26 protein-coding genes are annotated in these 26,892 nt (G+C 42.9%); 15 read left to right on the top strand and 11 right to left on the bottom strand.

Annotated elements, in window-relative coordinates:
• The first annotated feature begins 75 nt into the window (after nt 1-75).
• Nucleotides 76-486: a ribosome silencing factor gene (gene rsfS / locus MB380_RS15580; protein ID WP_253526677.1), complete on the top strand. Its 411-nt coding sequence runs from the start codon at nt 76-78 to the stop codon at nt 484-486.
• Between the two features lie 94 nt (nt 487-580).
• Nucleotides 581-2,611, top strand: a complete 2,031-nt coding sequence (gene ftsH, locus MB380_RS15575) for an ATP-dependent zinc metalloprotease FtsH (protein WP_253526675.1) — start codon at nt 581-583, stop codon at nt 2,609-2,611.
• A gap of 85 nt (nt 2,612-2,696) precedes the next feature.
• Here ftsH and MB380_RS15570 read toward each other — a convergent pair whose 3' ends face one another.
• Nucleotides 2,697-3,122, bottom strand: a complete 426-nt coding sequence (locus MB380_RS15570; protein WP_253526673.1) for a PaaI family thioesterase — start codon at nt 3,120-3,122, stop codon at nt 2,697-2,699.
• Nucleotides 3,123-3,285: 163 nt separating this feature from the next.
• Here MB380_RS15570 and MB380_RS15565 point away from each other — a divergent pair, with 163 nt between their 5' ends.
• The 4 genes from MB380_RS15565 to MB380_RS15550 all read left to right on the top strand — a co-directional run bounded on the left by MB380_RS15565 (nt 3,286) and on the right by MB380_RS15550 (nt 6,723).
• Nucleotides 3,286-3,921, top strand: a complete 636-nt coding sequence (locus MB380_RS15565; RefSeq protein ID WP_253526671.1) for a histidine phosphatase family protein — start codon at nt 3,286-3,288, stop codon at nt 3,919-3,921.
• Between the two features lie 150 nt (nt 3,922-4,071).
• Entirely contained in the window at nt 4,072-5,157 is a 1,086-nt protein-coding gene (locus MB380_RS15560) for a sensor histidine kinase (protein WP_253526669.1), read from the top strand.
• A gap of 66 nt (nt 5,158-5,223) precedes the next feature.
• The gene (locus MB380_RS15555; protein WP_101725689.1) at nt 5,224-5,964 is read left to right on the top strand and encodes a LytTR family DNA-binding domain-containing protein; all 741 of its coding nucleotides are present in this window, start codon (nt 5,224-5,226) and stop codon (nt 5,962-5,964) included.
• A gap of 156 nt (nt 5,965-6,120) precedes the next feature.
• A complete protein-coding gene (locus MB380_RS15550) occupies nt 6,121-6,723 on the top strand; it encodes a Fic family protein (RefSeq protein ID WP_253526658.1) in 603 nt (200 codons plus the stop codon).
• On the opposite strand, the gene MB380_RS15545 is transcribed toward MB380_RS15550, so the two are convergent.
• Entirely contained in the window at nt 6,701-6,865 is a 165-nt protein-coding gene (locus tag MB380_RS15545) for a hypothetical protein (protein WP_253526656.1), read from the bottom strand. The genes MB380_RS15550 and MB380_RS15545 overlap by 23 nt on opposite strands.
• 499 nt (nt 6,866-7,364) lie before the next feature.
• Here MB380_RS15545 and MB380_RS15540 point away from each other — a divergent pair, with 499 nt between their 5' ends.
• Nucleotides 7,365-9,257 (top strand): amidophosphoribosyltransferase, encoded by a 1,893-nt coding sequence (locus MB380_RS15540; protein ID WP_101725687.1) that lies wholly within the window; start codon nt 7,365-7,367, stop codon nt 9,255-9,257.
• 105 nt (nt 9,258-9,362) lie between these two features.
• Here the strand turns inward: MB380_RS15540 and MB380_RS15535 are convergent, their stop codons facing one another.
• Together MB380_RS15535 and MB380_RS15530 are read right to left on the bottom strand one after the other, a co-directional pair.
• Nucleotides 9,363-9,521 (bottom strand): hypothetical protein, encoded by a 159-nt coding sequence (locus MB380_RS15535; protein ID WP_158237902.1) that lies wholly within the window; start codon nt 9,519-9,521, stop codon nt 9,363-9,365.
• Nucleotides 9,522-9,832: 311 nt separating this feature from the next.
• On the bottom strand, nt 9,833-10,237 hold the full coding sequence (locus MB380_RS15530; RefSeq protein WP_101725686.1) for a LytTR family DNA-binding domain-containing protein: 405 nt from the start codon (nt 10,235-10,237) through the stop codon (nt 9,833-9,835).
• A 274-nt stretch (nt 10,238-10,511) separates the two neighbouring features.
• Between MB380_RS15530 and pheS the strand changes: the two genes are divergently transcribed.
• From pheS to MB380_RS15515, 3 genes are all read left to right on the top strand, one after another.
• Nucleotides 10,512-11,546, top strand: coding sequence for a phenylalanine--tRNA ligase subunit alpha (gene pheS, locus MB380_RS15525; RefSeq protein WP_253526654.1), 1,035 nt, complete (start codon nt 10,512-10,514; stop codon nt 11,544-11,546).
• Nucleotides 11,547-11,807: 261 nt separating this feature from the next.
• On the top strand, nt 11,808-12,779 hold the full coding sequence (locus MB380_RS15520) for a DUF2157 domain-containing protein (protein ID WP_253526652.1): 972 nt from the start codon (nt 11,808-11,810) through the stop codon (nt 12,777-12,779).
• The gene (locus tag MB380_RS15515; RefSeq protein WP_253526643.1) at nt 12,776-13,936 is read left to right on the top strand and encodes a hypothetical protein; all 1,161 of its coding nucleotides are present in this window, start codon (nt 12,776-12,778) and stop codon (nt 13,934-13,936) included. Before MB380_RS15520 ends, MB380_RS15515 begins: the two co-directional genes overlap by 4 nt.
• A 349-nt stretch (nt 13,937-14,285) precedes the next feature.
• Here the strand turns inward: MB380_RS15515 and MB380_RS15510 are convergent, their stop codons facing one another.
• Genes MB380_RS15510 through MB380_RS15500 form a run of 3 tightly spaced genes read right to left on the bottom strand, consistent with a single transcriptional unit; the run spans nt 14,286 to nt 17,246 of the window.
• The gene (locus MB380_RS15510) at nt 14,286-16,010 is read right to left on the bottom strand and encodes a VRR-NUC domain-containing protein (RefSeq protein WP_253526642.1); all 1,725 of its coding nucleotides are present in this window, start codon (nt 16,008-16,010) and stop codon (nt 14,286-14,288) included.
• 24 nt (nt 16,011-16,034) lie between these two features.
• A complete protein-coding gene (locus MB380_RS15505; protein WP_253526640.1) occupies nt 16,035-16,808 on the bottom strand; it encodes an MBL fold metallo-hydrolase in 774 nt (257 codons plus the stop codon).
• A 60-nt stretch (nt 16,809-16,868) separates the two neighbouring features.
• Nucleotides 16,869-17,246, bottom strand: coding sequence for a response regulator (locus tag MB380_RS15500; protein ID WP_101725680.1), 378 nt, complete (start codon nt 17,244-17,246; stop codon nt 16,869-16,871).
• Between the two features lie 118 nt (nt 17,247-17,364).
• On the opposite strand from MB380_RS15500, the gene MB380_RS15495 reads away from it, so the two are divergent.
• A complete protein-coding gene (locus tag MB380_RS15495) occupies nt 17,365-18,168 on the top strand; it encodes a UDP-2,3-diacylglucosamine diphosphatase (protein WP_253526638.1) in 804 nt (267 codons plus the stop codon).
• 87 nt (nt 18,169-18,255) lie between these two features.
• Here the strand turns inward: MB380_RS15495 and rfbC are convergent, their stop codons facing one another.
• Complete coding sequence (rfbC, locus tag MB380_RS15490; protein ID WP_253526636.1) at nt 18,256-18,786, bottom strand: dTDP-4-dehydrorhamnose 3,5-epimerase; 531 nt, start codon at nt 18,784-18,786, stop codon at nt 18,256-18,258.
• A gap of 163 nt (nt 18,787-18,949) precedes the next feature.
• Between rfbC and pyrF the strand changes: the two genes are divergently transcribed.
• Together pyrF and MB380_RS15480 are read left to right on the top strand one after the other, a co-directional pair.
• Nucleotides 18,950-19,786 carry an orotidine-5'-phosphate decarboxylase gene (gene pyrF, locus MB380_RS15485; RefSeq protein WP_253526634.1) on the top strand — a complete coding sequence of 279 codons (837 nt, stop codon included), beginning with the start codon at nt 18,950-18,952 and terminating at the stop codon, nt 19,784-19,786.
• A gap of 29 nt (nt 19,787-19,815) precedes the next feature.
• On the top strand, nt 19,816-21,087 hold the full coding sequence (locus tag MB380_RS15480; protein WP_253526632.1) for a DUF2851 family protein: 1,272 nt from the start codon (nt 19,816-19,818) through the stop codon (nt 21,085-21,087).
• 5 nt (nt 21,088-21,092) lie between these two features.
• Here MB380_RS15480 and MB380_RS15475 read toward each other — a convergent pair whose 3' ends face one another.
• Nucleotides 21,093-22,556, bottom strand: a complete 1,464-nt coding sequence (locus MB380_RS15475; protein WP_253526623.1) for a CCA tRNA nucleotidyltransferase — start codon at nt 22,554-22,556, stop codon at nt 21,093-21,095.
• 108 nt (nt 22,557-22,664) lie between these two features.
• Nucleotides 22,665-23,267, bottom strand: coding sequence for a DNA-3-methyladenine glycosylase (locus MB380_RS15470; RefSeq protein ID WP_253526621.1), 603 nt, complete (start codon nt 23,265-23,267; stop codon nt 22,665-22,667).
• A gap of 29 nt (nt 23,268-23,296) precedes the next feature.
• Between MB380_RS15470 and MB380_RS15465 the strand changes: the two genes are divergently transcribed.
• Nucleotides 23,297-24,178 (top strand): phosphodiester glycosidase family protein, encoded by an 882-nt coding sequence (locus MB380_RS15465; RefSeq protein WP_253526619.1) that lies wholly within the window; start codon nt 23,297-23,299, stop codon nt 24,176-24,178.
• Between the two features lie 137 nt (nt 24,179-24,315).
• Nucleotides 24,316-25,533, top strand: coding sequence for an NADH-quinone oxidoreductase subunit D (locus MB380_RS15460; RefSeq protein ID WP_253535591.1), 1,218 nt, complete (start codon nt 24,316-24,318; stop codon nt 25,531-25,533).
• Here MB380_RS15460 and MB380_RS15455 read toward each other — a convergent pair.
• Complete coding sequence (locus MB380_RS15455) at nt 25,511-26,695, bottom strand: lycopene cyclase family protein (protein ID WP_253526617.1); 1,185 nt, start codon at nt 26,693-26,695, stop codon at nt 25,511-25,513. The genes MB380_RS15460 and MB380_RS15455 overlap by 23 nt on opposite strands.
• Nucleotides 26,696-26,892: the final 197 nt, after the last annotated feature.

Genomic DNA, 26,892 nt, shown 5'->3' with positions numbered 1-26,892 from the left:
AATAATAATTCTGAATTATGCCGGGCAATGTTCTTCGGTAACCAAAGGACGGCATATTTCATGCAAAATTAAAAGATGGCGAAAAAAAATAAAGAACTTTCAGGTGAAGAGTTAAGCCGCTTGGTAGTGCATGGCATGTTAGAGAAAAAAGCGGCCAACATAGTGGTGATGGATTTGAGAAACGTAAAAAATGCAATTACTGATTTTTTTGTTATATGTTCGGGAAATACCGACACGCAAATTGATGCAATTGCCACTTCAATAGAAGAAGAGATTATCAAAGCTTCAGGAATTCGCCCTTGGCATCAGGAGGGAAAGCAAAACAAAGAATGGATATTGCTTGACTACGTTGACGTAGTTGCCCATGTTTTCAGAAAAGACCGACGGAAATTCTATGACCTGGAGGCGCTCTGGGGTGATGCTGAACTGACCGAGATTGCCGAAAGCATGGAACCTGAACTCCCTAAACAAATATTAATAGATTGACCTTCAACAGTGAAAACCTTTGCAGTTTAGGCAATTTTATGTAAAGGTTTTCGGTATTATTAATAATTGCATTAAACTTTGAAAAAATAAAAACATGTCAGAAAACAGTAATGACTCCCCAAGAAGAAAACCTCAAACTAGTGGCGGAGGCGGGTTGCAGGGTTGGATTGTAGCGGTTATTATTATAGGTATTGTTGGCTTTTTGCTTTATTCACGTCAGGCAACTCTTGCGCCAGTAAAATATACCGAACTTGAACAAATGATTTTACAGAAGGATGTAAGAAGTATAGCAGTAGTTGACGGAAACAAAACTGTTGAAATTACGCTTACTCCTGAAGCCCTTCAGAAACCAGATTACCGGAAAGAACTGGGTAATAATAGATTTACCCTGAATGGCCCCCATTTGAAAATGGATGTAGTTTCGGTAGAATCTTTTATGAGAGACTACACCGAGTTTTTGAAGACTGCACAGGTTGATGAAAATTACAAAAAAACACTATATCCGGAAAGCGTAGAAAGACAAGACATCATGACAATGGTTTGGCAATTGCTGCCATTTATTGTAGTGCTGGGCTTGATGTACTTCCTCATGAGCCGTATGGCTGGTGGTGGTGGCCCCGGTGGCGCTATTTTCAACATCGGTAAGTCGCGGGCTGCATTATTTGATGCCGACAGCAAAGTTAAAATCACATTTGCTGATGTGGCCGGTCTTGTAGAAGCCAAAGAAGAATTACAGGAGATTGTAGATTTCTTGAAAACGCCTAAAAAATATACCGAACTAGGGGGTAAAATTCCGAAAGGTGCCTTACTTGTGGGCCCTCCGGGTACGGGTAAAACCCTTTTGGCTAAAGCCGTAGCGGGTGAAGCCAGCGTTCCTTTCTTCTCATTGTCTGGTTCAGACTTCGTTGAGATGTTTGTAGGTGTGGGTGCCGCCCGTGTGCGTGACCTCTTCAAACAAGCCAAAGAAAAAGCGCCATGTATTATTTTTATTGATGAGATAGACGCCGTGGGTCGTTCTCGTGGCCGTGGCGCTATGCCGGGCGCTAACGACGAACGCGAAAATACATTGAACTCGCTACTGGTTGAAATGGACGGTTTCGGCTCTGATGCCGGTATCATTATTCTGGCAGCTACCAACCGCCCTGATGTATTAGATTCTGCCTTGATGCGTCCGGGTCGTTTCGACCGCCAGATTAGCGTAGATACGCCAGACCTTATCGGTCGTGAGGCTATCTTCAAGGTACATATGAGACCTTTGAAGCTCTCTGATACCATCGACATTAAAAAACTGGCAGCACAAACACCGGGTTTTGCCGGAGCCGAGATTGCCAACGTTTGTAATGAAGCAGCACTTCTGGCTGCCAGACGCGGCAAGAAGTTTATTGATATGCAGGATTTCCACGATGCCATTGACCGTGAAATCGGTGGTCTGGAAAAGAAAAATAAATTGATTTCGCCTGAGGAAAAAGAAATTGTTGCTTACCATGAAGCAGGCCACGCAGTGGCTGGGTGGTTCCTGGAGCACGCCAATCCTCTGGTAAAAGTAAGTATCGTACCACGTGGAATTGCCGCTTTGGGTTATGCACAATACCTGCCTAAAGAGCAATACCTGTATCGTACCGAGCAACTTTTTGATGAAATGTGTATGACACTCGGTGGCCGTGCGGCAGAAGATGTTGTATTTGGCAAGATTTCAACCGGCGCTTTGAGTGACCTGGAACGCGTAACCAAAAGTGCTTACGGTATGACCACCGTTTATGGTATGAATGCCCGCATCGGAAACGTTTCGTTCTATGATTCTAAAGCCCAGGGCGAATATTCATTTACCAAGCCTTATTCTGAAGAAACAGCCAGAATTATTGATGAAGAAGTAAAGAAACTGATTTCTGAAGCCTATGAAAGAACCAGGAATCTGTTAATTGAAAAACGCGACCAACTGGAAGTGATTGCACAGGAACTATTGAAGAAAGAAATCATTTATCAGTCTGACCTTGTAGATTTGATAGGTAAACGTCCTTTTGAAAAACTGACCAATTATCAGGAGTTTATGGATAGCGATACCAGCACCAAAGAAAAGGATCAGAACAATGATAAAACTGATGTAAAAGTAGAGGAAAAAGTTTAAAACCTCTCTTGCTATATTATTACCGGCAAAAAAGGCTGCTCTGAAATTTCAGGGCAGCCTTTTGCTTTGGTTCTCTGCAGTACAATTATCTGGCGTTAATAATTGCCACAGTAAATCTTACCACGCAAACCAGTTTTTGCTCTTCTGTTGTTATTTTAATATCCCAAAGGTGAGTGGTGCGGCCAATATGCAAAGGGGTAGCTTTGGCAAAAACCCAGTTACCCGCACTTACAGGGCGCACATGGTTGGCGTTTATTTCAAGGCCAACGGCACGTTGAGTGGTTGGGTCGTCTAAGGTAAGCACCGAGGCAATACTGCCCAGGGTTTCGGCCAGCGCTACCGACGCCCCACCGTGCAGAATCCCGAACGGCTGCGTGGTGCGGTGGTCTACCGGCATACGGGCAATTACATAGTCTTCTCCCAGTTCTACAAATTCTATTCCCAGGTGGTCGCCCATTGAGTTACTGTTCAGGTTTCTGAGCGCTTCAAAATCAAGATGTTTTTTAAACATGGTATATGAAGTTAATGTTGTTTTCTTTAAAAAATACAAAAAACGTACAGCAAAAAGGCCAGAATTTTCGTAATTTTGAGTATATATTATGTATTGAAGCCTAAATCTAAGTTTAGTTTAATAAAATTCAATACTTTATTTGATTAATCTAAAACCTACCATTTTGTCAGTAAAAACAATTTATCTGATTCGCCACGGGGAGACTGAATATAACCGCATGGGAATCGTTCAGGGAAGTGGCGTAGATTCTGATCTCAACGAGTTAGGATTTGCACAGGCCAGAGCTTTTTTTGATGCTTACCAGCATGTAAATTTCCACAAAATTTATACCTCAAACCTGCGTCGCACGGTGCAAAGTGTGCAGCATTTCATCAACAACGGCATTGCCTATGAGCAACTGGAAGGCTTAAATGAGATTTGCTGGGGAGAAAAAGAGGGCAAAGCCCCCAATTATCAGGAAGACGAATTTTATCTGGATGTGCTGCGCCGCTGGAAACTGGGCGAAACGCATATTCCCGCTGCTAATGGCGGAGAATCGCCGGATGAAGTAGCCGCACGGCAGAAAATTGCTTTTAAGCATATTTTAGCACGCCCGGAAGAAGAGGTGGTACTGGTTGCCATGCACGGTAGGGCCATTAGAATATTGCTTACCCATTTGCTTAATTTGCCCCTGTCTAAAATGGATGATTTTGAGCATACCAACCTTTGCCTGTATAAGCTGGTGTATTCTTATACCGACAACGCATTTGCGCTGGAGTTAAGCAATGACGTATCTCACCTAATGGTTTTGGCTGAATAACCATATCTCCGTTTGTAAAAGCATAAATCCATTGATGTATAAAAAACATTTTCTGTGGTTTTGTGCTTTATTTTTATGATATTTAGGTGCTGTTCTGATTCAAAGTGGCATATTAAAATGGTTTTGTGTTAGTGTATAGACTTATTTTTAATGAATAAAAATAAATTATATTGGGTTTTCCAGATTACCGGGTGGTCGTTGTATAACCTGAATGAGGTTTTTCAATACAGCATACAGTATGACTATGACCACGACATGATCTTTAATGCGCTGGCCAATATTATCTTGTCTATACTGCTTACACACCTTTTCAGGGTAGTAGCCCGAAAGTTTAACTGGGGTGCGCTGCATTTACCGCAACTGGCTGCCAGAGTAGGGCTGGGGGTTTTGTTAATGACAACCATAATGGTGGCTGTAAACCTCCCTCTCGATTCCAAGTACGTAGGCGAATTGCTGAAGGCAAATCCGATTCTTACCATTGAGTACCCTATTAATCTGGCCAAGCCTTTTCTTGTTTGGGCGCTTATATATATGTTTTACAGGCACTCGGAAGAAAGACGCCAGCGCGAAGTAGAAGAAATAAAGCTGAAGTCGTCAATCAAAGAAACCGAAGCAAAGGTATTGCGCGCACAAATGAACCCCCACTTTATGTTCAATGCGCTTAATAGCATCAGGGCATTAGTGTTGGAAGACCCCACACGTGCGCAGCAGGGTATCACGCAATTATCTAATATCCTGCGCAGCTCGCTGCTGGCCGACAGGCGCAAAACGGTGTCGTTAAAAGAAGAGCTGCGTACCATTGAAGATTATCTGGCGCTAGAGAAAGTGCGTTACGAAGAGCGCCTGCAAATGAAATGGGATATTGACCCTGAAACTCAGAACGTGCAGGTACCACCCATGATGCTGCAGACACTGGTAGAAAACGCCATTAAGCATGGCGTGCAAAAGGCTATCAACTGGGGCTTTGTTGAAATAAATACCAGTTTGTCAGACAACAAACTGTATATCAAGATACGTAATACCGGGCAGTTGCAAAGCACCGAATCTAATTCTGAAGCAGGTGGTTTCGGTTTGAAGAATACGTCTCAACGCCTGGAGCTGCTCTATGGAAGCGAGGCCTCGTTCAGGATTTTTCAGGAAGATAACCTGACCGTATGTGCCGAGATCATGATTCCGCTGAGTGGCTCAGATGTAAAAGTGATAGGCCATGAAGCAAAAAGCACAGCCACAGCCTAGTTGAAACCACAATAGATATTCACCAATTAATAACTCGTAGCGCCGGCGACCCGGTCATAACTTACGATGAAAGCACTGATAATAGACGATGAACGTTTGGCACGTAATGAATTGCGCAGACTGTTAGAGAATTTTCCTAAAATTAATATAATAGGGGAGGCCGCCAATGCAGAGGAAGCCCTTAACCTGATTGACGAACTACAACCGGATTTGTTGTTTCTGGATATTCAGATGCCCGGTAAAAACGGTTTTGAGTTGCTTGAAGCCATTGAAGGCAAAGTGCCAGAGGTAATTTTTACAACGGCTTATGATGAATATGCCCTGAAGGCCTTTGAATTTAATGCCCTTGATTACCTGTTGAAGCCCATAGATATTCAACGGCTGGCGGAGGCCATTCAGCGAGTTGAAGAAGAGCAAATGCATGAGGTAGAACGCAAAGAAGGTATGAAATTGCTGGGCGAGAGCGACCAGGTATTTGTAAAAGACGGTGAAAAATGCTGGTTTGTGAAGTTGGGCCGCGTGCGATTGTTTGAGTCGATGGGCAATTATGTTCGCCTGCATTTTGATGACCAGAAGCCGATGATTCTTAAGTCGTTGAATAGCCTTGAAGAGCGGCTGGACCCCAAAATATATTTCAGAGCAAACCGCAAGCACATTATAAACCTTGCCTGGATTGATAAAATTGAACCCTGGTTTTCGGGTGGTTTATTAGTAACACTTAAACACGCCGAAAAAACAGCCAACCCCGAGAAAATTGAGATTTCACGCCGGCAAGCCATTAAGTTTAAGGATTTGATGAGTTTGTAAGGGGGGTAATAAAAGTATCTTATAATTTTTTAAAGGCTATCTTGAAGTTTTGAGATAGCTTTTTTTTTGAAGTTATAGCAACACGTTTCTTTTATTGGTTTTACATTAAAGGTATAATTACAGTATTTCAGCAAGACTAAAAGTTTTTTATCAGTTATGAAATATCAAACTTCTTACGATCAGAATGAAAATTTGCCTAATAAAATGGGGCTTATTGACAAAGCTGAAATTGAAAGGGTTGAGATGGAAGGGATATTACAAGCTGGTATCTTGCTTGTAACTAAATTGGACGCTCAAACTATTTTTGATTTAGACTATATAAAAAATATGCATTTCATCGCACTTGACGAATTATATGATTTTGCAGGAAAATGGAGAACTGTAAATTTATCGAAAAAAGGGTTTCCCTTTGCTGCGGCCAAGTTTTTAGACCAAACCATGTTGAACTTTGAAGTTGAAATGCTAAAAAATTTGCCGAATGAATATACATCTAAGGAAGATTTTATAGATGTTGCAGCTAAAATTCATGCTGAATTCCTTTTTATTCACCCATTTCGGGAAGTAAATGGAAGAACGGCTCGATTGCTGGCAGACTTAATGTTTAGAAAGTATAACTTTAAACCACCTGATTGGGAACTAATAAGTAAAGATGAAACCCAACCCTTAAACTTTGAATTATATGTAAAAGCAGTACAACAAGCTGCCAATCAAGATTATACTTTAATGCAGCAGATTTTTAGAGCGATTTCTCAATTTTGATAAGTACCCTTTGCAGCATCTTTTGCGCATCTTCCTTGGTTATGTTAATTCCTTCTAAGTTACCAGATGCAATTGTTGAGTTAAGAATAGAATTATAAAGTTCTGTTCTTTCCGGACTTAATGTCTGTTTTTTTTTTCTCATTTATTAGTGGTTTTCTAATAGTAAAAATACGGGAAATAAACGAGAATAGAAACCAATAAATAAAATGATTTACAATTATCTGGCAGGCAATAAGTTTATTGAAAGTGATTTCTATAGATTTTTAAGTCATTTATTAAATTATTTTAAAATTGGATTATTAAACAATTACCAAATTATCTATCAAATAGGTGTATCTACACGTATTATTTGCCTGCTATTTTTCTGAACCCAGAAATTAAATGTGTGGTATTAGCAAATTGCTTTATGGTAGTGCCTTTGAAAGCTGAATTAATTAACTTAAAATTGTGTTGTCAATTTGAAATAGAAATACAAATATTTACAGTTTTTTACGTTAATTGTTTATTAAGAACGGCATAGGTTTTTTAAGAATTTGATAACCCCGCATAAGCATAACTATTTTCTGAAATTTGTAAGAAATTCTTTGTAGGTAATGCATATTCTTAAGAAATTTGTATGACACAATCTTCAAAACTTCATAATGAGCGACGAAATTAAACACGAATGTGGCATTGCCCTGGTTCGTCTTCGTAAACCCCTCCAATATTATATTGATAAGTACGGCACACCCCTTTATGGTATAAAGCGTCTGTATGTTTTGATGGAAAAACAATCAAATCGTGGTCAGGACGGAGCCGGTGTGGGTAATGTGAAGCTGGAAGTACCACCGGGTAGCAGATACATCAGTCGCTATCGTTCGGTAGAAAACCGCCCGGTTACTGACATTTTCAATAAAATCAATGAAAAATATCGCGAGGTGCTACGAAACAACCCGGATAAGTTTAAAGATGCCAAGTGGTTGCAAGAGAATTTGGCGTATTCAGGCGAAGTATGGTTGGGTCATTTGCGTTACGGAACACACGGCAAAAACGAAATTGAAAATTGCCACCCGATGCTTCGCCAGAGTAACTGGCGCAGCCGTAACATGCTCATGGCTGGTAACTTTAATATGACCAACGCCGAAGAGCTGTTCAGGAAACTGGTGAAACTGGGCCAGCATCCAAAAGATAAAGGAGATACGGTAACCGTGATGGAGAAAATCGGTCATTTTCTTGACGAAGAAAATCAGAGAGTATTTGACCGCTTTAAAGGAATTTACGAGAATCCGGCATTATCGGATATCATAGAAGACAATATGGACCTCCCAAGGGTTCTTTACCGTGCCTGCCGTGATTTTGACGGTGGCTATGCTATGGCTGGTATTACGGGTTTTGGCGCATCGTTTGTAGTACGAGACCCCGCGGGTATACGCCCGGCGTATTACTGGGCAAACGACGAAGTAGTGGTTGTGGCTTCAGAAAAACCGGCTATTAAGGCGGCTTTCAATGCCAATTATGATGAAATTGCAGAGATTCAGCCAGGCAATGCCCTGATTATAGATAAACATGGCGAGTATAATGAGTTTCAGATTATGAAACCATTAGAGAAGAAATCTTGCAGCTTTGAGCGCATTTATTTCTCGCGTGGCTCAGACCCGCAAATCTACAATGAACGCAAAAGGCTGGGGCAACTGCTGATACCGCAGATATTGGAGAAGATTGATTATGACCTTGAAAATACAGTGTTTTCGTACATTCCTAATACTGCCGAAATGGCATTTTTCGGAATGGTTGAGGGGTTGGAAGAATACCTTGCCGACTGGCGGTTGAAGCGCATAACTGATGGTAATTTGTCGGCCGAGGAAATCAAAAAGGTATTGTCTTTCAGGCCGAGGATAGAGAAGCTGGTATCTAAGGATGTGAAACTGCGCACCTTTATTACCAACGACGATGAGCGCGACGAGATGGTATCTCATGTGTATGAAATGACCTACGAGGTTATCAGGAAGGGCATTGATACGGTAGTGGTGATAGATGACTCTATTGTACGTGGAACCACGCTTGAGAAGAGTATCCTGAAAATGCTTGACCGGCTGGGCCCTAAGAAGATAATTATTGTGTCATCGGCACCGCAGATTCGCTACCCTGATTGTTATGGTATTGATATGTCTAAAATGAAAGAGTTTGTGGCGTTTAGAGCGATGCTCGATTTGTTGAAGAAAAATGGTATCGATTACATGAAGCAAGAGGTTTACGCACAAAGTGTGGGCGCCTTACAAACCAACAATGCTTATGATACCAACTTTGTGAAACAGTTGTATAACAAATTTACTGACGAGGAGATATCAGATAAAATTGCTGAAATTGTAACCCCCGAAGGCATGAATGCCGAGGTTTCTATGGTTTACCAGACCGTCGAAAACCTGCATAGGGCTTGCCCCAACCATTTGGGCGACTGGTATTTTACAGGTAATTATCCTACTCGCGGGGGTAACCGTGTGGTAAATCAGGCCTTTGTAAACTTCATGGAAGGCAAACTGGTAAGAGCATATTAATTGATTTTAGCATAAAGGGTATCTTATAATAAAAGGGAGCAGACCAATCGGCCGGCTCCCTTAGTGTTTATAGAAATTTAACGAACCAAACACAAATCTGCTTTGTCAGGCAGATAAATTGCCCTTTTTCTTCTTTTTGTCGGGCAAACTAAACACATTATTGGCCACCTCTTTCAGGCCAATCAAACGCAGCACGTCACGCAAATCGATTACTTCCTGAATAGGAATCACTCCATTCTGAGAAATAGTTGTTGTGGTATCCATCACCGTTTTTTATAGTTTTTTATTGTTGACAAATTACATAACAAAGGTAACCCGGAGAGCGAATATTCGCGAAATATACCCACTGATTTTCGCAGATATTTATTTAGTGGTTAAGGCACTGAGTAGGTAAGCCGGGTCCTTAGCTGGCATTAATGGTGATGTTTTGCCGGTTTTTGCTCTAACAGCCCCCAATTAAAAAGCAACCGCCCAAAGAGCCGTTGCTTTATTCATCACCTAACCACTAAAAAGTATTATAAATAATACCGTTTATCTTATTCTTGCAGCTGGTTCTGAACAAGCCGGGGGGGCTGTCAAGCACTATGAAAATAGGCCAGCTTATTAATAACTTCTTTAAGTCTTCTTCTTGATACGCCAATATGCCTGCCGCCTTCTATCTTAATTTCTCCTGCATTTTTGGCAACTTCAACACCTTTTACAAACATCATATTAACCAGGTGCGACTTGTGGATTCTGAGGAAAAGCTCCTCTCCGAACATCTTTTCAAAATCTTTGAGCGTTCTGGCTGCCAGATACTCACGGTTTTGGGTATAAATGTAAGTATAGTTGCAGTCGCCCTCCAGTCTTACAATTTTTTCCATTGGTATCTTTATCCAACGGTCCAGATAAAAAACTTTTATCTGCAGATGGTCTTCTGCATAATCAGAATGACTGAAAGTAGCTTTTACTTTTTGAAGTTCAAAATCAATACTGTTCATAATTAAGCTGGGTTATTTCACTTCAAACATAATTTGTAAACGAAAATTATGCAACCCAACCAAAAGGCTTAACTTTTGTAAAGTATTGATTATGAGAGTTTTATAATGAAAACAGACCGTTAAATCAGGTAATTTCCCCTAAGAAATTACGTAAAACTACGTAGATGCTTTCATGGCTGTTTTATCAGTTTTTATGACTGACTTCTCTGTAAAAATATGCTTTATAATTACAATATGCATATATTTGCAAAAAATTTTATTAAACGGCAGACACGTGTTAGACAGAATCAAGGAAGTAATAGATGAAGTAACCGTTGCTACGGTTGGTAGCAAGGATGACCTCGAGAATTTTCGCCTCAGGTACATTAGTCGCAAAGGTATTCTGAACGACTTGTTTGAGCAGTTCAAGACTGTAGCAAACGACCAGAAGCGGGCAGTAGGGCAAGAGCTGAACAAGCTGAAAACCTTTACAGAACAACGGTTTAAGGATTTCTCTGAGGAGCTTGAAAATGCAACCGACTATTCAGCCGGTAGTAAGCTGGATCTTACTTTACCTGTTGCACCTAACTTTGCAGGTTCTGTTCACCCGCTTACATTAACCCGCCAGCGTGTGCTGGAGGTTTTTGCCCGCATGGGTTTCAGCCATGAAGATGGCCCCGAGGTAGAAACAGACTGGTATAACTTTACCGCCCTGAATTTTGCCGAAAACCACCCTGCCCGCGAAATGCAGGACACTTTCTTTGTTGAGAAAAAAGCTGCCCAGAAAGATGACGTGCTGCTGCGCACGCATACTTCAAACGTGCAGGTGCGTTTAATGGAAAGAAAGAAGCCACCCATCAGGTCTATAATGATTGGCCGTGTGTATCGTAACGAGGCTATATCGGCCCGGGCGCACTGCCAGTTTCATCAGATAGAGGGTCTGTATGTAGATAAAAACGTAAGTTTTAAAGACCTGAAAGATACGCTTTATCACTTTGCCAAAGAGATGTTTGGTAAAGATACCAAAATTCGTCTGCGCCCCAGTTACTTTCCGTTTACTGAGCCAAGCGCCGAAATTGACGTATCTTGTTTTATATGTGGGGGTAAAGGCTGTAACATTTGTAAGCACAGTGGCTGGGTAGAAATTGCCGGCTCTGGTATGGTAGACCCCAATGTATTGCAAAACAGCGGAATTGACCCTGAAGAATACACAGGTTTTGCATTTGGCATGGGCGTAGAACGTATTACCATGCTTCGCTACGGAATTAATGATTTACGCTTGTTCTTTGAGAACGACGTGCGCTTTCTGAGACAATTTGAAGGTGCCTGATGCAGATAGTAGATAAGAGAAACTCCGCCCGGAAGGGTGGAGTTTTTTTTGTCTTTGCAACACCTAAAAGCTGTTGCTTTAAACAAGCAAGGGTTTTTTGTTGCATCGGTTTTGATTTTTTCAGAGAAAAAAAATGAATTGTGGGTAAAATTATTTAATCTTGCCTTTCAGCTGGCGCGGTTTTTTAGTGTTATAAAAGAATAAGTATTACCACCAACAACCTTCAGACATTGCTCAACTAGAAAAGATTTAAAAAGTATTATGAAGTATCCGGCACTTTTAAAATTGCTGACTGAAACCGGAATTATTCCGGAAGACCAGTCTGGCAAAATACAGGTTTATGAAAAAAATAAGCCTTTCTCTATTCATTGGGAATTACGGACTTTCCTTTACGCAGGCATTGTACTGTTAGGCACTGGCCTGGGCACCGTTATTTATTTCAACATTGATTCTATTGGCCATACGGTTCTTATCAGCCTTATTGTGGCGGCTTTTCTGGGCTGCCTGTGGTATGCATTCAGGTATCGCAAGCCCTTTAGCTGGAATGAAGTATCAACCGGCGATAAACTGGACGATTTCGCCCTGCTGGCGGCCTGCGTGCTGTTTCTAACGCTGGAAGGTTACCTGCAATACCAGTATAATATTTTTGGCACCCGTTACGGGTTGGTTACTTTTCTGCCCGCTGTATTGTTTTTCTTTCTGGCCTACCGGTTCGACCACCGGGGCGTGCTTTCTATGGCCATCACGGCTTTTTCTTCCTGGGTGGGGGTTAATATTGCGCCCATTAAACTGTGGCAACAAAAGAACTTTTCAACGGTTGATTTAACCAATATATCTATACTTCTTGGGGTGGTGCTTATAGCCGCTGGTTTTATAGCCGGATACAAAAAGTTAAAGGCTCATTTTGCTTTTACTTATCTTATTTTTGGCTCAAACATCGCATTTGTAGCGGGGCTGGCAGGTCTTATTCAGTTTGATACCAAATTTTTGTATATACTGCTGATAACCCTTTTAAGTGCCGGTAGTATATGGTATGGCCGCAAAATGCAGTCTTTTGTGTTTTTGTTGATGGGCGTACTGTATGGGTACGTTGCTTCTACCTACTTTATTTTTTACAGAGACTGGGCACAGGGGCTTAGTTTTACCATTTATACTTTGTATTATATGGCCTCGGCGGTTGGTATAGTGTTGTTTCTCATCAACATCAAACAAATAATTGGTATTAAAAAATGAAAAAAGCGTATAACGAAACCTGGGTTGATAACATAGAAAACCGCAATACCATTAAAGACTGGTATGATGAAAAAGTATTGAGCAAGCAACAGTACGACAAAGCAATTGATTTATTTCCGGTAAATTTCTACCAGCCCAATATGTTTATTGAGTTCGGTTTGTTCATATTTACTAATCTGGCCTTATCGGCTGCATTTGGTTTTTTGTCTATTACCATCTTTCAAGACATACTTAACACAAGCACAGGGCTGGCAATAATAAGTTTAATCTATTGTGTATTACTGATTGTATTTCTTGAATACCTCATCAGGAAAAGAAAGCTCTATCGTTCTGGTACCGACAACGCCCTTTTGTATGTAGCTATAGGCTCGCTTTTAACAGCTATTTTTAGCTTTACCGATTTTAAGTGGCATATCTCTGCTTATTTTCTGGTTTCGTTGCTGGTATTTATTCCTTTCCTGATTCGGTACGGCGACCCTTTCGTGGCAGTAGGCATTTATGTAGCCTGGATCGCCTTCTGGTTTTCATTGGTTATCAGATACCCGGCCGGTAAAGATTTGCTGCCATTTATTATCATGGGGGTGTCTGCCGTTGGTTATTTTATTACCAGATGGTGGCAAAATAAAAATGCCTCTGCTTACTATGCCGATGCACAGATTTGCATAGAGGCTGGCGCGTTGATAACCTTTTATGTGGCCGGAAATTACTGGTTTGTGCGTGAAGGAAATGCTTTCCTGTATAACCTGGCTACCTCGGTTCAGATAAAATTCGCTCTTTTGTTTTATGTGCTTACGGTTGCTGTTCCTGCGGTATATCTGGTGTGGGGCCTTAAGAAGCAAAACAGAAAAATGGTGCTGGTAGGCATTGCTGCTGCGTGGTTTGATGTTTTTACGTTCAGGTTTTACTTTTCAGAAATACCCATCGAATGGGCCATGACCATCGGCGGGGCATTTCTGGCTTCGTTTGCAGTTTGGGGTATATGGTTTTTCAAAACTCCCAAATGGGGTTTAACCAGCAAGCAGACCCTTTCGGCCAAAGACCGCGACTTTGAGGTTTTTCTGTTGAGTCAGGTACTGCCGCATCAGACACAACAAGGCAATAAAATGAAATTCGGCGGTGGAGAGTTTGGTGGTGGCGGTAGTGGGAGCAGGTATTGAGATGGGTGAATGAGTGAGTTAGTGATTGAGTGAATGAGTGATTGAGTGAATGAGTGAATTAGTGAATTAGTGAATTTTATGATTTTATTCTTTGATAATCGTGAACCATTGTGCCGCATTCTGTACATCGTGGCTGTAAAAGTTAGCCTCAATGTTTGCCACTATGTACACAAAGTACTCAAAATAACACAATTCAGTTCAAATTATATGCCATCCCGGCAAAGTTCAAGACCATTCGCCATTCGCTCATTCATCATTCACAATTATAATCACTCAATCACTAAATCTATCAATCACTAATTCACTAACTCACTCAATCACTCATTCACTCAATCACTAAATCACTCATTCACTCATTCACTAAATCTTTTATTTCTTTCTCCCAAAATACCCGCAACACCTTTGAGTTAACACCTACTTCTTTAAAGAAATGGAGCCAGAAAAGCTGCTGGTTCGATAGGTTGTCTGTTGGTGATTTTACTTCTACGAAGCAATAATCGTTGTCGTCCCACATAAAGAGGTCAGGGAAACCACGCAGGTTTTCTACCAGGTTTTTCGACATCTCGTGCAGGATTTTCTTCAGCGCCTCAAAGTCAATAACCTCAACTGCCTTGCGCACCACCAGCCACATATCTTCCACCCACGGTACAAAGGGGTTGGCAATACCGAATTTTGATTCATAATGCTCGCCCATATATACCAGCAGCAACTGGATGTTATCAAAGCTATCAAGATGATTAATGATGATGTCTTTACGTTTTTCGTAGAAATCGGGCAGGTATAAATCAGACGGGCGGCGTTGAAACGGATGATGGAAGGCAACCAGACTGGGGTCGAAAACGATATCCCAGAAGATAAGGCCAAAAATAGCCCGCCAAACGTAGTTTTCTGAAAACACAGCCTGCTTACCGTTGCTCTGGTAATAATCTACTACCCCCATTTCTACCTGATGCCTGAAGCCCTCTGAAATAGTAATGCTTTCAGAACGGTGCAGCCATGAAGTAGTACTCTTTTTATATACCCGTTTTTTACTGTTTACGTAGTTGATAAAATCAAACGCAAAGAACTTTTCATCTGCATTTTTCGGAAACTCAATCATCAACTGGCAAAGCGAAAGCGCCTCTTCAACATAGCCCAGTTTTTGGAGCGTACGCACCTGGCGTTCTCTTGATGGTACCTGTTCGGTAAGGCGGTAGGTGTTCAGCGCTTCGTCATACAGTTTGCTTTTTTCAAGAAACGTGGCCACTTTAATAATCAACCTTTCATAGGCCGGTTTAGCTACTTCGCTCAGGTCGCCTACGGTGTCGGTAAAGTTCATAAACCAGTCGTAAACCTCAAGTGGCAGCGCCGATTGTTTCAGTTGCGAAAACAAATCGTTCTGGTCAGTTATCAGCCATTTGTCTTCGGCGTCTTTGCGGGTGTTAAAACGCGCCACCAGTTTGTCGTCGTCGTGGCTTTCATATTGCACCAGTCCAAGGTCTCTGACCACAAACTCGGTCATGTCAAGGTAGCGGTTACCAAAAAACAGAAACTTCATAAAGGTAACCTCAAACTCAAAACAAACCTTTACCACAGGCTCCATGTCTCGCACGGCATCAGCTATTTCTTCAAAGCTGAAATCGCTCAGAATAGCCTCTACCAGTTCATCTTTCTTTAATTTCTTATAAGATTTTCGCTCCGATTTGGGCAGATGTTCCTGGCTGAGCGCCATAATCGGCGCAAACCGTGTGCAGAGTTCGTCTTTACCAAACACCCCCAGCAGTTCTTTGCCGAAGGTGTCGTGTTTATTAGCATTAATATGTTCTATAAATTCTCTGTCCAGTAGCTCGTTCAGCAGGGCGGGTATATCCGTTAACTCATCGTAAGAGAGCCTGTTAATTTTAAAGAACAAGCCTTTGCGGTTACTGAAACGAATAAAAAGGCATTGAGCATCTTCGCTCAGGCAGTAGTATTTTCTCAGGAAGCGCCACTCGTTTTCGTTCAGGATATGGCGGTACTTCTCCTGTACAAAGTCTAACAGGTAGTTGAAATAATCGAGATAATATTTAGGAGGAAGCTCGTTTTGTTCTGCCATAATGATAGAAACAAAATTCAGGTATCAAGGGTTCGGCAGTTTCAGCTTGAGGCCGTCATAGGCCAGATGGATATTGGGAGGCAGCTCTGCTTCTACATCAGCATACAGACCCATTTTATGGCTTATGTGCGTAAGGTAGGTGGTGCCGGCATTTATTTTCCGGGCTACCTCTATGGCCTGCCCCAGTGTAAAGTGAGAAATGTGAGGCTCACGCTGCAAAGCGCCCAGCACCAGCACATCAGACCCATAGATTTTCTCCATTTCCTGTTCAGAAATGTAGTTTACATCAGTAATATACGTAAAGCCACCTATACGGAAACCAAGTACGGGCAGGCGGTGATGCAGCACCTCTATCGGCGTAAAGAAGATGCCCTCAATCTGAAAAGGTTGCAGGCTGATTTCGTTAAGATTAATAAGCGGAACGCCCGGATACTTGATGTCGTCGAAAGCGTAAGCATACTCACGTTTCAGTTGGTTAAGCACCCTGGGGTGGCCGTAAATATTCAGGTGGCGAATGCCATGCAGGTAGTTATAGGGGCGCACGTCGTCAAGCCCGGCTGTATGGTCTTTATGTTCGTGCGTATAAATGATGGCATCGAGCCGGGGGATACGCTCGCGCAGGGCTTGTTGACGGAAGTCAGGGCCGGTGTCTATTACAAAATTTTTGCCGTTTACTTCAATCCAGACAGATACCCGCAAACGCTTGTCTCTGAAATCTAAAGAATTACAGACCTCGCATCCACACGTCAGTACGGGAACACCCGCTGAAGTACCTGTTCCTAGAAAAGTTACCTGCATGCCTGTGATACGGTAGCAACCCGTAAAGATTGCTACCGGAATATTATAAACTCGTTAGAATTATTCAGTCAGACCTTTTACAACCGTTACCAGTTTGTCAAAATTCAACGGCTTCATGAGCGCGTCGTTGAAACCGGCATTTTTGAAATCCTCTTCGGTATAGTTTTTAGCGTTTCCGGTAATAGCTACGGCCGGAATATCCGCCTTTTTCTTGTCACTCAATTCACGAATAGCCTTGATACACTCCATTCCGTCCATTATTGGCATGTTGATATCAAGAAGAAGTATGTCAAAGTCTTCTTTATCAAGCAATTGCATCACTTGTTCACCGTTTTTTACTGAGGTTATTTCAAAATTCTGAAACTCAAGAATTTTTTTGGCCAGGTTCAAAATAACTGAACTGTCTTCGGCTATTAGCACTCGTTTTGTAGATGGCATAGGAATTTCTTAGTTTGGTCTCTGCTATTTTGGTGTAAAGATAAGGAAAGAAGATTTTTAACAAAACCAAATTTTATTAAAGCCTGATAAAATATGTATTTTTGCAAAAATATAGTTTTTGTATTTCATTCTGAACCCCGACCATACAGGCTTGAATAGAATCTTACAACCCGGAAAGAAGATATACTTTGCTTCTGATTTTCATCTCGGAGCTCCCTCTCATCAGGATAGCCTTACCCGGGAAAAACTTCTGCTTGCCTGGCTGGAGCGTATCAGGCATGACGCCGGAGTTATTTTTCTGGTAGGCGATTTGTTCGATTTCTGGTTTGAGTACAAACGCGTGGTACCCAAAGGGTATGTGCGTTTTCTGGGCAAGCTGGCCGAACTTTCTGATGCCGGTATTGAAATTATTGTTTTTCTGGGCAACCGCGATATGTGGATGACCGATTATTTTGAAACCGAACTAAACATTCAGACCATCAGAAGACCCCGCACTTTTGTTTTTAACGATAAGAAGTTTCTGATTGCGCATGGCGACGGCCTGGGCAAAGGCGACTACGGCTATAAGGTGCTACAGGTTATTTTTGAAGGAAAACTGCCACGCTTTTTATTTAATTACATAATGCCGGCTAATCTGGGCATGTATCTGGGGTATATCTGGACCAAGTTCAGCTGGCGCAAAAAAAGAAAGCCGGAGCAATACCTGGGCGACGACAGAGAACATCTGGTGGGGTACTCAAAAGCAGTAGAAGCAAAAGAGCATCATGATTTTTATATTTATGGGCACAGGCATACCATGGCAGACATACAACTGACCCCAACTGCCAGATACATAAATCTGGGTGACTGGATATGGTATAACAGCTACGCCGTATTTGATGGCAATGATGTAACACTGACACAGTTTAAGCCAAAGGATTGAATACAAGCGAAAGATAAAAAGCAAATCCCCGAAAGATAGCAAGGCATTCTTCGGGGATTTGCTTTTTAGTGTTTTTCAGCCTTCGGTTTAGAAAATGTCTTTCAAACGAGGCAACTCAAGGTCTTTCTGAGATATATTCGGGTTTTCAATGCCCCAGTCAATGCCCAGGTCAGGGTCGTTCCAGATAATCCCTCCTTCAGAGGCTTTATTATAGAAATTTGTACATTTATAGGTAAAAAGGCAGGGTTCAAGCGCCAGAAAACCATGCGCAAATCCGGCTGGAATATACACCATGTTTTGCAAGGCAGAATCGAGAAGAAATTTCTGATGCTTGCCAAAGGTAGGGGAGCCGGGGCGTAAATCAACTGCCACATCAAGCGCTTTGCCTGTAATTACTCTTACCAGCTTGCCTTGCGCGTAGGGTTCTTTCTGAAAATGCAATCCTCTTAAAACACCGGCCGTTGAAGATGACTGATTGTCTTGCACGAAATCAAATGGAATGCCGTTATCGGCAAAGTTTTTTTTATGATACGACTCTAAAAAGTAGCCCCTTTCGTCGCCAAAAATACGGGGATAAATTTCTATTAAACCTTCAATAAAAGTATGTTTGAACTCCATTATAAATTATGTTCGTGTTTTAATTAGGTTCGCGCGGTTGTTGCAGGTAGTTACAAAGCCGTAAACTGAATAATTTATGCAAAAATAATATTTCCTGAATAAATTCTATTCTGTTTTGTATTAAATCAGCAGAATTACAGAAATTTGAGAAAATTTTTTCAATATGACAAAAAAAGAGCTTTTCGACCAGATTCTTCAGAAGAAATCCTATTTATGTGTGGGGCTTGATACCGACTTGAAGAAGATTCCGGCGCATTTGTTAAAAACCAATGACCCTGTTTTTGAATTTAACCGCCAGATAATAGACGCAACTGCCCGCTACGCCGTAGCATATAAACCCAATATTGCTTTTTACGAGGCTATGGGCGTGAAAGGATGGGAGAGTCTGCAAAAAACGATGGAGTATATACCGAAGGAATGTTTTACCATTGCAGACGCCAAACGGGGCGATATTGGTAATACATCTGAGTTGTATGCCCGCACTTTTTTTGATAAAAGTTCGTCTGGTTTTGATTTTGACTCGGTAACCGTAGCGCCTTACATGGGGCGCGACTCCGTGCAGCCATTTCTGGCGTTTCCGGGTAAGTGGGTTATTCTGCTGGCATTAACGTCTAATGTAGGTAGCAATGATTTTCAGCACCTGACAGTAGAAGCAGGCGGCACGCGCAAGGCTTTGTTTGAACGTGTATTGGAGAAGTCGCAGGAGTGGGGCAATAGTGACGCCATGATGTATGTAGTAGGGGCAACCCAGGCTGATAAACTGGCCGAAATACGTAAAATTGTGCCAGAACATTTTCTGCTGGTGCCGGGTGTAGGTGCGCAGGGCGGTAGCCTGGAAGAAGTGTCGCGCTATGGTATGAATAGCCAGTGCGGGCTATTGGTCAATTCGGCCAGGGCCATTATTTATGCCTCAGACGGAACTGATTTTGCCGATGTTGCGGCACTTGAGGCCAGAAAAGTACAACAGGAAATGGAGCAGTATCTAAATGAATTAATCTGATATATTGGGTCTTGTTTTTCAAAAAAACCATGACAGAATCGTTTATTCACTACCTGTGGCAATTTCAACAATTTAAGACTTCTTTGCTGCTGACAACCAAAGATGAACCTCTGAAGGTGCTAAAAACCGGCATGCTGAATACAGATGCCGGGCCGGATTTTCTGCAGGCACGGGTGCTGATTGGTGAAATTGAATGGGCTGGCAATGTAGAAATGCATCTGCGGGCATCTGACTGGAACATACATCAGCATCAGTCAGACAAGGCCTATAATAACGTAATTCTGCATGTGGTTTGGGAAAGCGACAAGCCCATTTTAAGAGCCGACGGCAGCGAAATACCCACGCTGGAACTGAAAACTATTACCGATAGCGCATTGTTAGACAGGTACCAGTTGCTACTGAGTAACAAAAGTGTAATACCCTGCGCGGGGCAGTTTGCAGGGGTTTCTGACCTGGCTAAAATTACCACTTTCGACAAAGCCCTTACCAGACGGCTGATGCAAAAAGCCAAAGGTATTGAGGAATTGCTTGACCAGAACCACGGCGACTGGGAAGAAACTACCTACCAGCTACTGGCTAAAAACTTTGGTTTCAAGCTAAACTCAGAGGCTTTTCTGAGGCTGGCACAAAACCTGCCCCTGAAGGTGCTCCGGAAACACCGCGATAACTTGCTACAGATTGAAGCCATGCTTTTTGGGCAGGCCGGGTTTTTGGTAGAGGTAGACGAATACTCTGAAAAACTTACCCGCGAGTTTGATTTCTTTGCCGCCAAGTTTTCTTTAAAAGAACAACAGTTGCAGGCGCATGAATGGAAATTGCTGCGAACCAGACCTGCCAATTTCCCCACCATCAGAATCGCTCAACTTGCAAAGCTCATTACCAGCCAGCAAAGTTTTTTCTCTTTGTTTACTCAAACCGGGTCAGTAGATGAACTGAGAAAGGCTTTACAGGTAGAGCAGTCGGCCTACTGGCAAGATCACTATCATTTCAGTAAAAAAGCCGCACGCCGTAACAATGGCTTAGGCAAGGGCTCGGTAGATATACTGCTCATCAATACGGTTATACCCCTGCTGGCGTGTTATGCGCAGAAAACCGATAATCAGGCATATATGGATAGGGCCGTGGCTTTTCTGGAGTCGTTTCCGGCTGAAAGTAATCACATTATTGATATGTGGAAACAACTGGGCCAAAGCATTACCACTGCTTTTGATGCCCAGGCGGGTATTGAACTTTATAATCATTTCTGTACCCAAAAGAGATGCCTGCAATGCCATGTGGGTATAGAAATACTAAAGCGCTAACAAGCTTACGGGGTGTATTCTGTTTGCAAAGCTGCTCTCATTTCCTCTTTATTTTTTACAGGGCGCAGGTTTAACCGTTCTCCTTCGGCCAGCATAAAATCATAAGCCGTGTCAAATTCATTTATGACGGTTCCTTCCAGAATGGCCTCTCTGATAGCCACTTTTATAAGACCCACTTCGCGTGAGGGCTTCAGATCAAACACTTCCATAATTATTTCACCGGTAATAACCGGCTGAAAATTACGAAGTTTGTCTTTGGCTTCCAGTTCGATTAACGATTCCTCCACCTTGTCGAAATTGCCCAGATACCGGCGTACGCGGTTGGGGTCTTTAGAAGTAATATCTGCCCGGCACAAAATCATCAAGGCTTCTATGTCGTCGCCTGCTTCAAATAAAAGTCGCCTTAAGGCAGAGTCTGTAACGCCATCTTTGGCCAGCGCAATAGGGCGCAGGTGTAGCCGTACCAGCTTTTTTACCATTTTCATTTTGGCATCCAGCGGCAGTTTCAGCTTACGGAAAATACCCGGGGTCATTTTTGAACCCAGCTCTTCATGCCCGTGGAAGGTCCAGCCCACCTTGGGGTGAAAGCGTTTGGTAGCCGGTTTGGCAATATCGTGCAGAATAGCAGCCCAGCGCAACCACAAATCATTCGATTTTACGGCCACGTTATCCAACACCTGCAACGTGTGGTAAAAGTTATCTTTATGCCCTTTGCCGTCTTGTGTTTCTACCCCTTGCAACTCGCAGAATTCGGGGAATATTATCTGCAAAAGGCCTGCATAAAATAGCAGCTTAAAGCCGTAAGACGGCGTTTTAGACAGTACAATCTTGTTGAGTTCGTCGGTGATACGCTCCTGCGAAACAATACTGATGCGGTCTTTCATGGCCGCAATGGCATCAAAGGTGCTGCCTTCAATGTCAAAACCCAGTTGAGAAGCAAAGCGGATGGCACGCATCATGCGCAGGGGGTCGTCAGAGAAAGTTACTTCGGGGTTAAGGGGCGTACGGATATTTTTCTTTCTGATGTCTTCTACACCACCAAAAGGGTCTATCAGTTGCCCGAAGTCCTTCCTGTTTAATGATATGCCCAGTGAGTTGATGGTAAAGTCGCGGCGGTTCTGGTCGTCTTCCAGCGTTCCGTCTTCTACGGCAGGCTTGCGTGAGTCGGCACTGTAAGATTCTTTTCTGGCGCCAACAAACTCAATTTCAAGGTCGTTTAATCTGATTTGTGCCGTGCCGAAATGCTTGAAATAATTAACGTGGATATTATCTCCTAATTTAGAGGCCACTCTTTCTGCCAGACCTATTCCGCTACCCAGGCAAACCACATCTATATCTTTATTGGGGCGGTTCAATATCAAATCGCGCACGTATCCGCCAATCACGTATGCATCCAGCCCTAACTCGGTGGCCGCCTGTGCAATGGTTTCAAAAATGGGTTCGTTTGATATATGCTCTTTAAAATTCATATTCATTATGTCTTTCCGGGCAATAAACGCCGAAAATTAATCAGGACGGCAATTTATCGAAGAAATTTTAAATGGACACCGAAAAACTGACATAATTTGAGCAATGCACTATGGGGCAGCGGGCTTCTCCTTTACTATTTTGCTCACAAACTGGTTGCCTTTCAGGTAGAATCGGTAGAGCAAATCGGCTCCCCGGGTAATACCAATGCGTGTGGTGGTTACAATTTCAGGGTTTTCATCTTTGGGCGGCAGACAATAAAAATGGTGGCTGTAAACGGGTAAAAAATTAAAGTCGCGGTTAATACCCATAGCCGTTACCAGCTTGCCCGGGCCGCTGCAAAGGTTTTTCAGTTGGGTGGTTCCTCTTCTTTGCTGCATCAGTTCTATTCCATCCACAGGCTCAAGCGCTCTGATTAACACCGCTTCGCCGGTGTCTTTTTGGCCACTTACAATGTTAAAACAATGGTAAACACCATAAATAAAATAGACGTAGGATATACCCGGTTTTTCAAACATGGCCGCATTTCTGGGGGTTTTCTTCCGGTAGGCGTGGCAGGCGGGGTCGTTTTGCAGATACGCCTCTGTCTCTACAATGATGCCCGCTGTGAGGCCTTCAGGGCTGTTGTGCACCAATGTGCAGCCAAGCAGATGACGAGCCAGCGAGAGGGTGTCATATTTTTCGAAAAATTCTTTGGGAAGAATGTCCTGCATCAGTACTTTTGGCAAAATAATACCTTCAAATGTATAAAAAAATCCTTGGCCTTTTACTGTTTACACAGATTTGCTACGCACAGAAAGACTCTCTTAACCTAAATGCAACCCCCTGGAAAACCCTGAATTTAGGCCATGGCGTTGTCTGGAAAAACTACCATTTTAATGATAAAAACCTGATGGGTACCAGCCAGATGATAAACGTGCTGGAAAGTAAACAGAAAAATAAGAAGGTCAGGTTTGGTTTTGTGGCCGCAGATGAAAAAAAGACGGATACCACCGCCAGACGATTGCTTTTACCTACCAGCCAGCTGGCAGCAAAAAGCGGAGCATTGGCAGCAGTAAACGCCGGATTCTTTGATATGAAAAACGGTGGCGCAGTTGATTACCTGAAAATTGATGGCCGTGTAATAGACACTACCCGGGTGGCCAATGTGGCACGCTTGCCCAGAAATGTGATTGCGGCGGTTGTTATTCATCGTAACCGTGTGAAAATTTTGAAAGGTGGGCTTACACCGGGTTGGGAGAAAAGCCTGCCTGCTGAAAATGTGCTGCTAACCGGGCCTTTATTATTAGCTGATGGCGAAGCCGTAAAACTGGAGAAAACATCTTTTAACGACAATCGCCATCCCAGAACCTGCGCCTGTATAACCACCGATAAAAAGTTACTTTTAATAACCGTTGATGGCCGCAGCAAGGAGTCGCATGGTATGACGCTCCACGAATTAACGGCTCTTACCAAAGCATTAAAATGCAAGGATGCTGTTAATTTTGACGGGGGAGGTTCTACTACCATGTATATTGAGGGGCAACCTGAAAACGGTGTGGTTAATTACCCGTCTGACAATAAAATATTTGACCATGCCGGAGAACGGTCTGTAAGCAATATTTTCGTAATTTTGAAGAAGTGAGGCGGCATTAAAAACCGCTGAATCAGGTAGAGCCGCATGGCATGTGGCTCATGGTTGAACCCGGAATTACCGAATTTGCCGTAGCAGTTCAGAATTTTGAACCTACAACGTTTGACAATTTACATTTTCATAATTGCATTTTGAACAATATACAATATAAATACCGCCCCGATAACCTGACGGAGTCAGAGCCCAATAAGTATAAGCCTGAAAACCTGAAGTCGGAAGAGATGATTCTGAATCTGGGGCCTCAGCACCCGTCAACGCACGGAGTGCTAAGGCTGGAGGTGGTTACTGATGGCGAGATTGTGGTTGACGTAATACCTCACCTGGGGTATCTGCACCGTTGTTTTGAAAAACACGCGCAGAGCTTACCGTTTAATCAGACTATTCCATTTGTAGACCGCCTTGATTACCTGGGCGCAATGAACAGCGAACACGCCTATGTAATGGGTGTTGAAAAAATGCTGGGCATAGATAAAGACATTCCCAAACGGGTAGAGTACATCAGGGTGCTGGTGGCTGAACTGAACCGCATAGCCTCGCACTTTATTGCTATTGGTACTTATGCGCTCGATATAGGCGCTTATACTCCTTTCTTATGGTTGTTCCGTGACCGTGAACACATCTTGCGTATGCTTGAATGGACCTGCGGCGCACGTATGTTATATAATTATATATGGGTAGGAGGCTTGTTTTATGACCTGCCCGTTGGTTTTGAAGACCGTTGCCTGTCTTTGATAAAATACCTGAAACCCAAACTGGTTGAGTTGCAGCAACTGGTAATTGACAACCACATTTTTATTAACCGTACTGCTAATGTAGCAGTTTTGCCGCTGCCTGTGGCTATTAATTACGGCTGCACAGGGCCGGTGCTGCGGGGCTCTGGTCTGAGATGGGATTTACGCAAGGTGGATGGCTACTCTGTGTATCCGGAAATTGATTTTGATGTACCCATTGGCAAAGGGCTGGTTGGTAAAGTAGGCGACTGCTGGGACAGAAACTATGTTCGGGTGTTGGAGTGCCACGAGTCTATCAGAATCATTGAGCAATGTCTGGAGAAACTCACCAAAGAATATAACCGCACGCCGGAGTTTGACCCTCAGGCTGTGGTGCCAAAGAAGATTCGCCCACAGAAAATGGATTTTTACGCCCGCGCCGAAAGTACCAAAGGCGAGCTGGGTTTCTATTTCAGAACTGATGGCCGGTCTGATGTTCCTTTGCGGGTAAAGGCGCGCGCCTGTTCGTTTAACAACCTTTCTGTACTGCCCGAGATTTCGCGCGGGGGCATGATTGCCGACCTGATAGCCGCTATCGGCTCTATTGATATTGTTATGGGTGAAGTTGACCGTTAAGCCAGGCTTTGGTTTTACGAATAATTACGGCACCCACCGCGGCCAGAAACTTGCCCCGGGGTACTGAGTTCATTATCTGTAACTCTTCTGCCAAAGTGGTGTGGCCATCTAAAAAGCTAAAAACGCGGGCCGGAGGGTTTTTGCGGTAAAGCATGGCAAAAATGTCGGCAGCGCTATGCCGTTTTTGTTCCAGCACATTCAGAAGTACCGAGGCATAGAACCGGAAGCGGTTGTCGAAAATACTTGCTTCTATTTTCGGTGAACCCGTCTGCTCAAGGTTTTCAACCAGCTTCTTTAGTTTTCTTTGCGTATTGGCAAAGGTGTATCCGGTGGCAGGGTTGGTGTATCCGCCTGCGGTGCCAATTCTTACCACACGTGGGCTTGGGCGTTCGGTAGTGGGTACGTCGCTCATGGGTATCACACCAAACTCTTCTTCCAGAATCTGATAATCCTGCAATTGCAAATCGTTATTCAGATAATCTCTTAAGGCTGCATCATAATCGTCAGATGGCAGAAGTGTTTCACTGAAAATGGTGTATTCAACCAAAGCAGTATGGGCATCTAATGGCAGCAAATACATAAACCGGCAATCTTGCTTCTGATCAATATTGAAATTCATCAGTACTGGCACATCCGGGTTGAAGGCAGCTTGGGCTGTTTTAACTACGTATCCTTTAAAATGCTGCAGCAGATTGTGGTTAAGTGGCTGGGTAAGGTTAAGTTGATAGGTGCTGTCAAATACCAGAGCAGCTTCATAGGCCTGTCCGTCGGTGGTTTCTACCACCACACTATTTGCATTATCTTTTATGCTGTTTACGCTATCTTTCAGCCATTCAATTGGTTGATGCCTTTGAAGTTCGGCTTTTACAAAATCATAAAAATCTTTTCCGCGCAGCAACTTATACTGATAGCCGCCCATATCTAACATCTGATTGTTGCCGTAGGCATCAATCAGCTGTACATTCTCCCATTTTTTTATCAAAACAGATTCAAACGTGTTTATGCCTCGTTCCCAGAATGCCCAGGTGCGGTCGTTCGTGTTTTTCTCCTGTGGCTCAATTATCAGCACAGATTTATCGGCCAGCTTACTGTTTTTTAGATAGTAAGCCAGCGAAAGCCCGGCCATGCCGCCACCACAGATAATGTAGTCGTAGTGTTTCATGGGATGAATGCCTGCTAAAAAGGATAGTAAAGTTAATGAGAACTTTACAGGCGTCATTAACCACCTCCCTCTAAAATAAGCGATTATCATCGCCTAGTTTAGGGTACTCCTCCTTGAAAAGGAAGAGAGATTGTTTTGATGAAATATATATGTAAACCTACAAAAAAGCCCCGATTTTATATGAATTGGGGCTTTTC

This window comes from Emticicia sp. 21SJ11W-3, from assembly GCF_024138715.1.
GTDB classification, from domain to species: Bacteria; Bacteroidota; Bacteroidia; order Cytophagales; family Spirosomataceae; genus Emticicia; species Emticicia fluvialis.
This window is presented reverse-complemented; position numbering and strand designations above follow the sequence as displayed.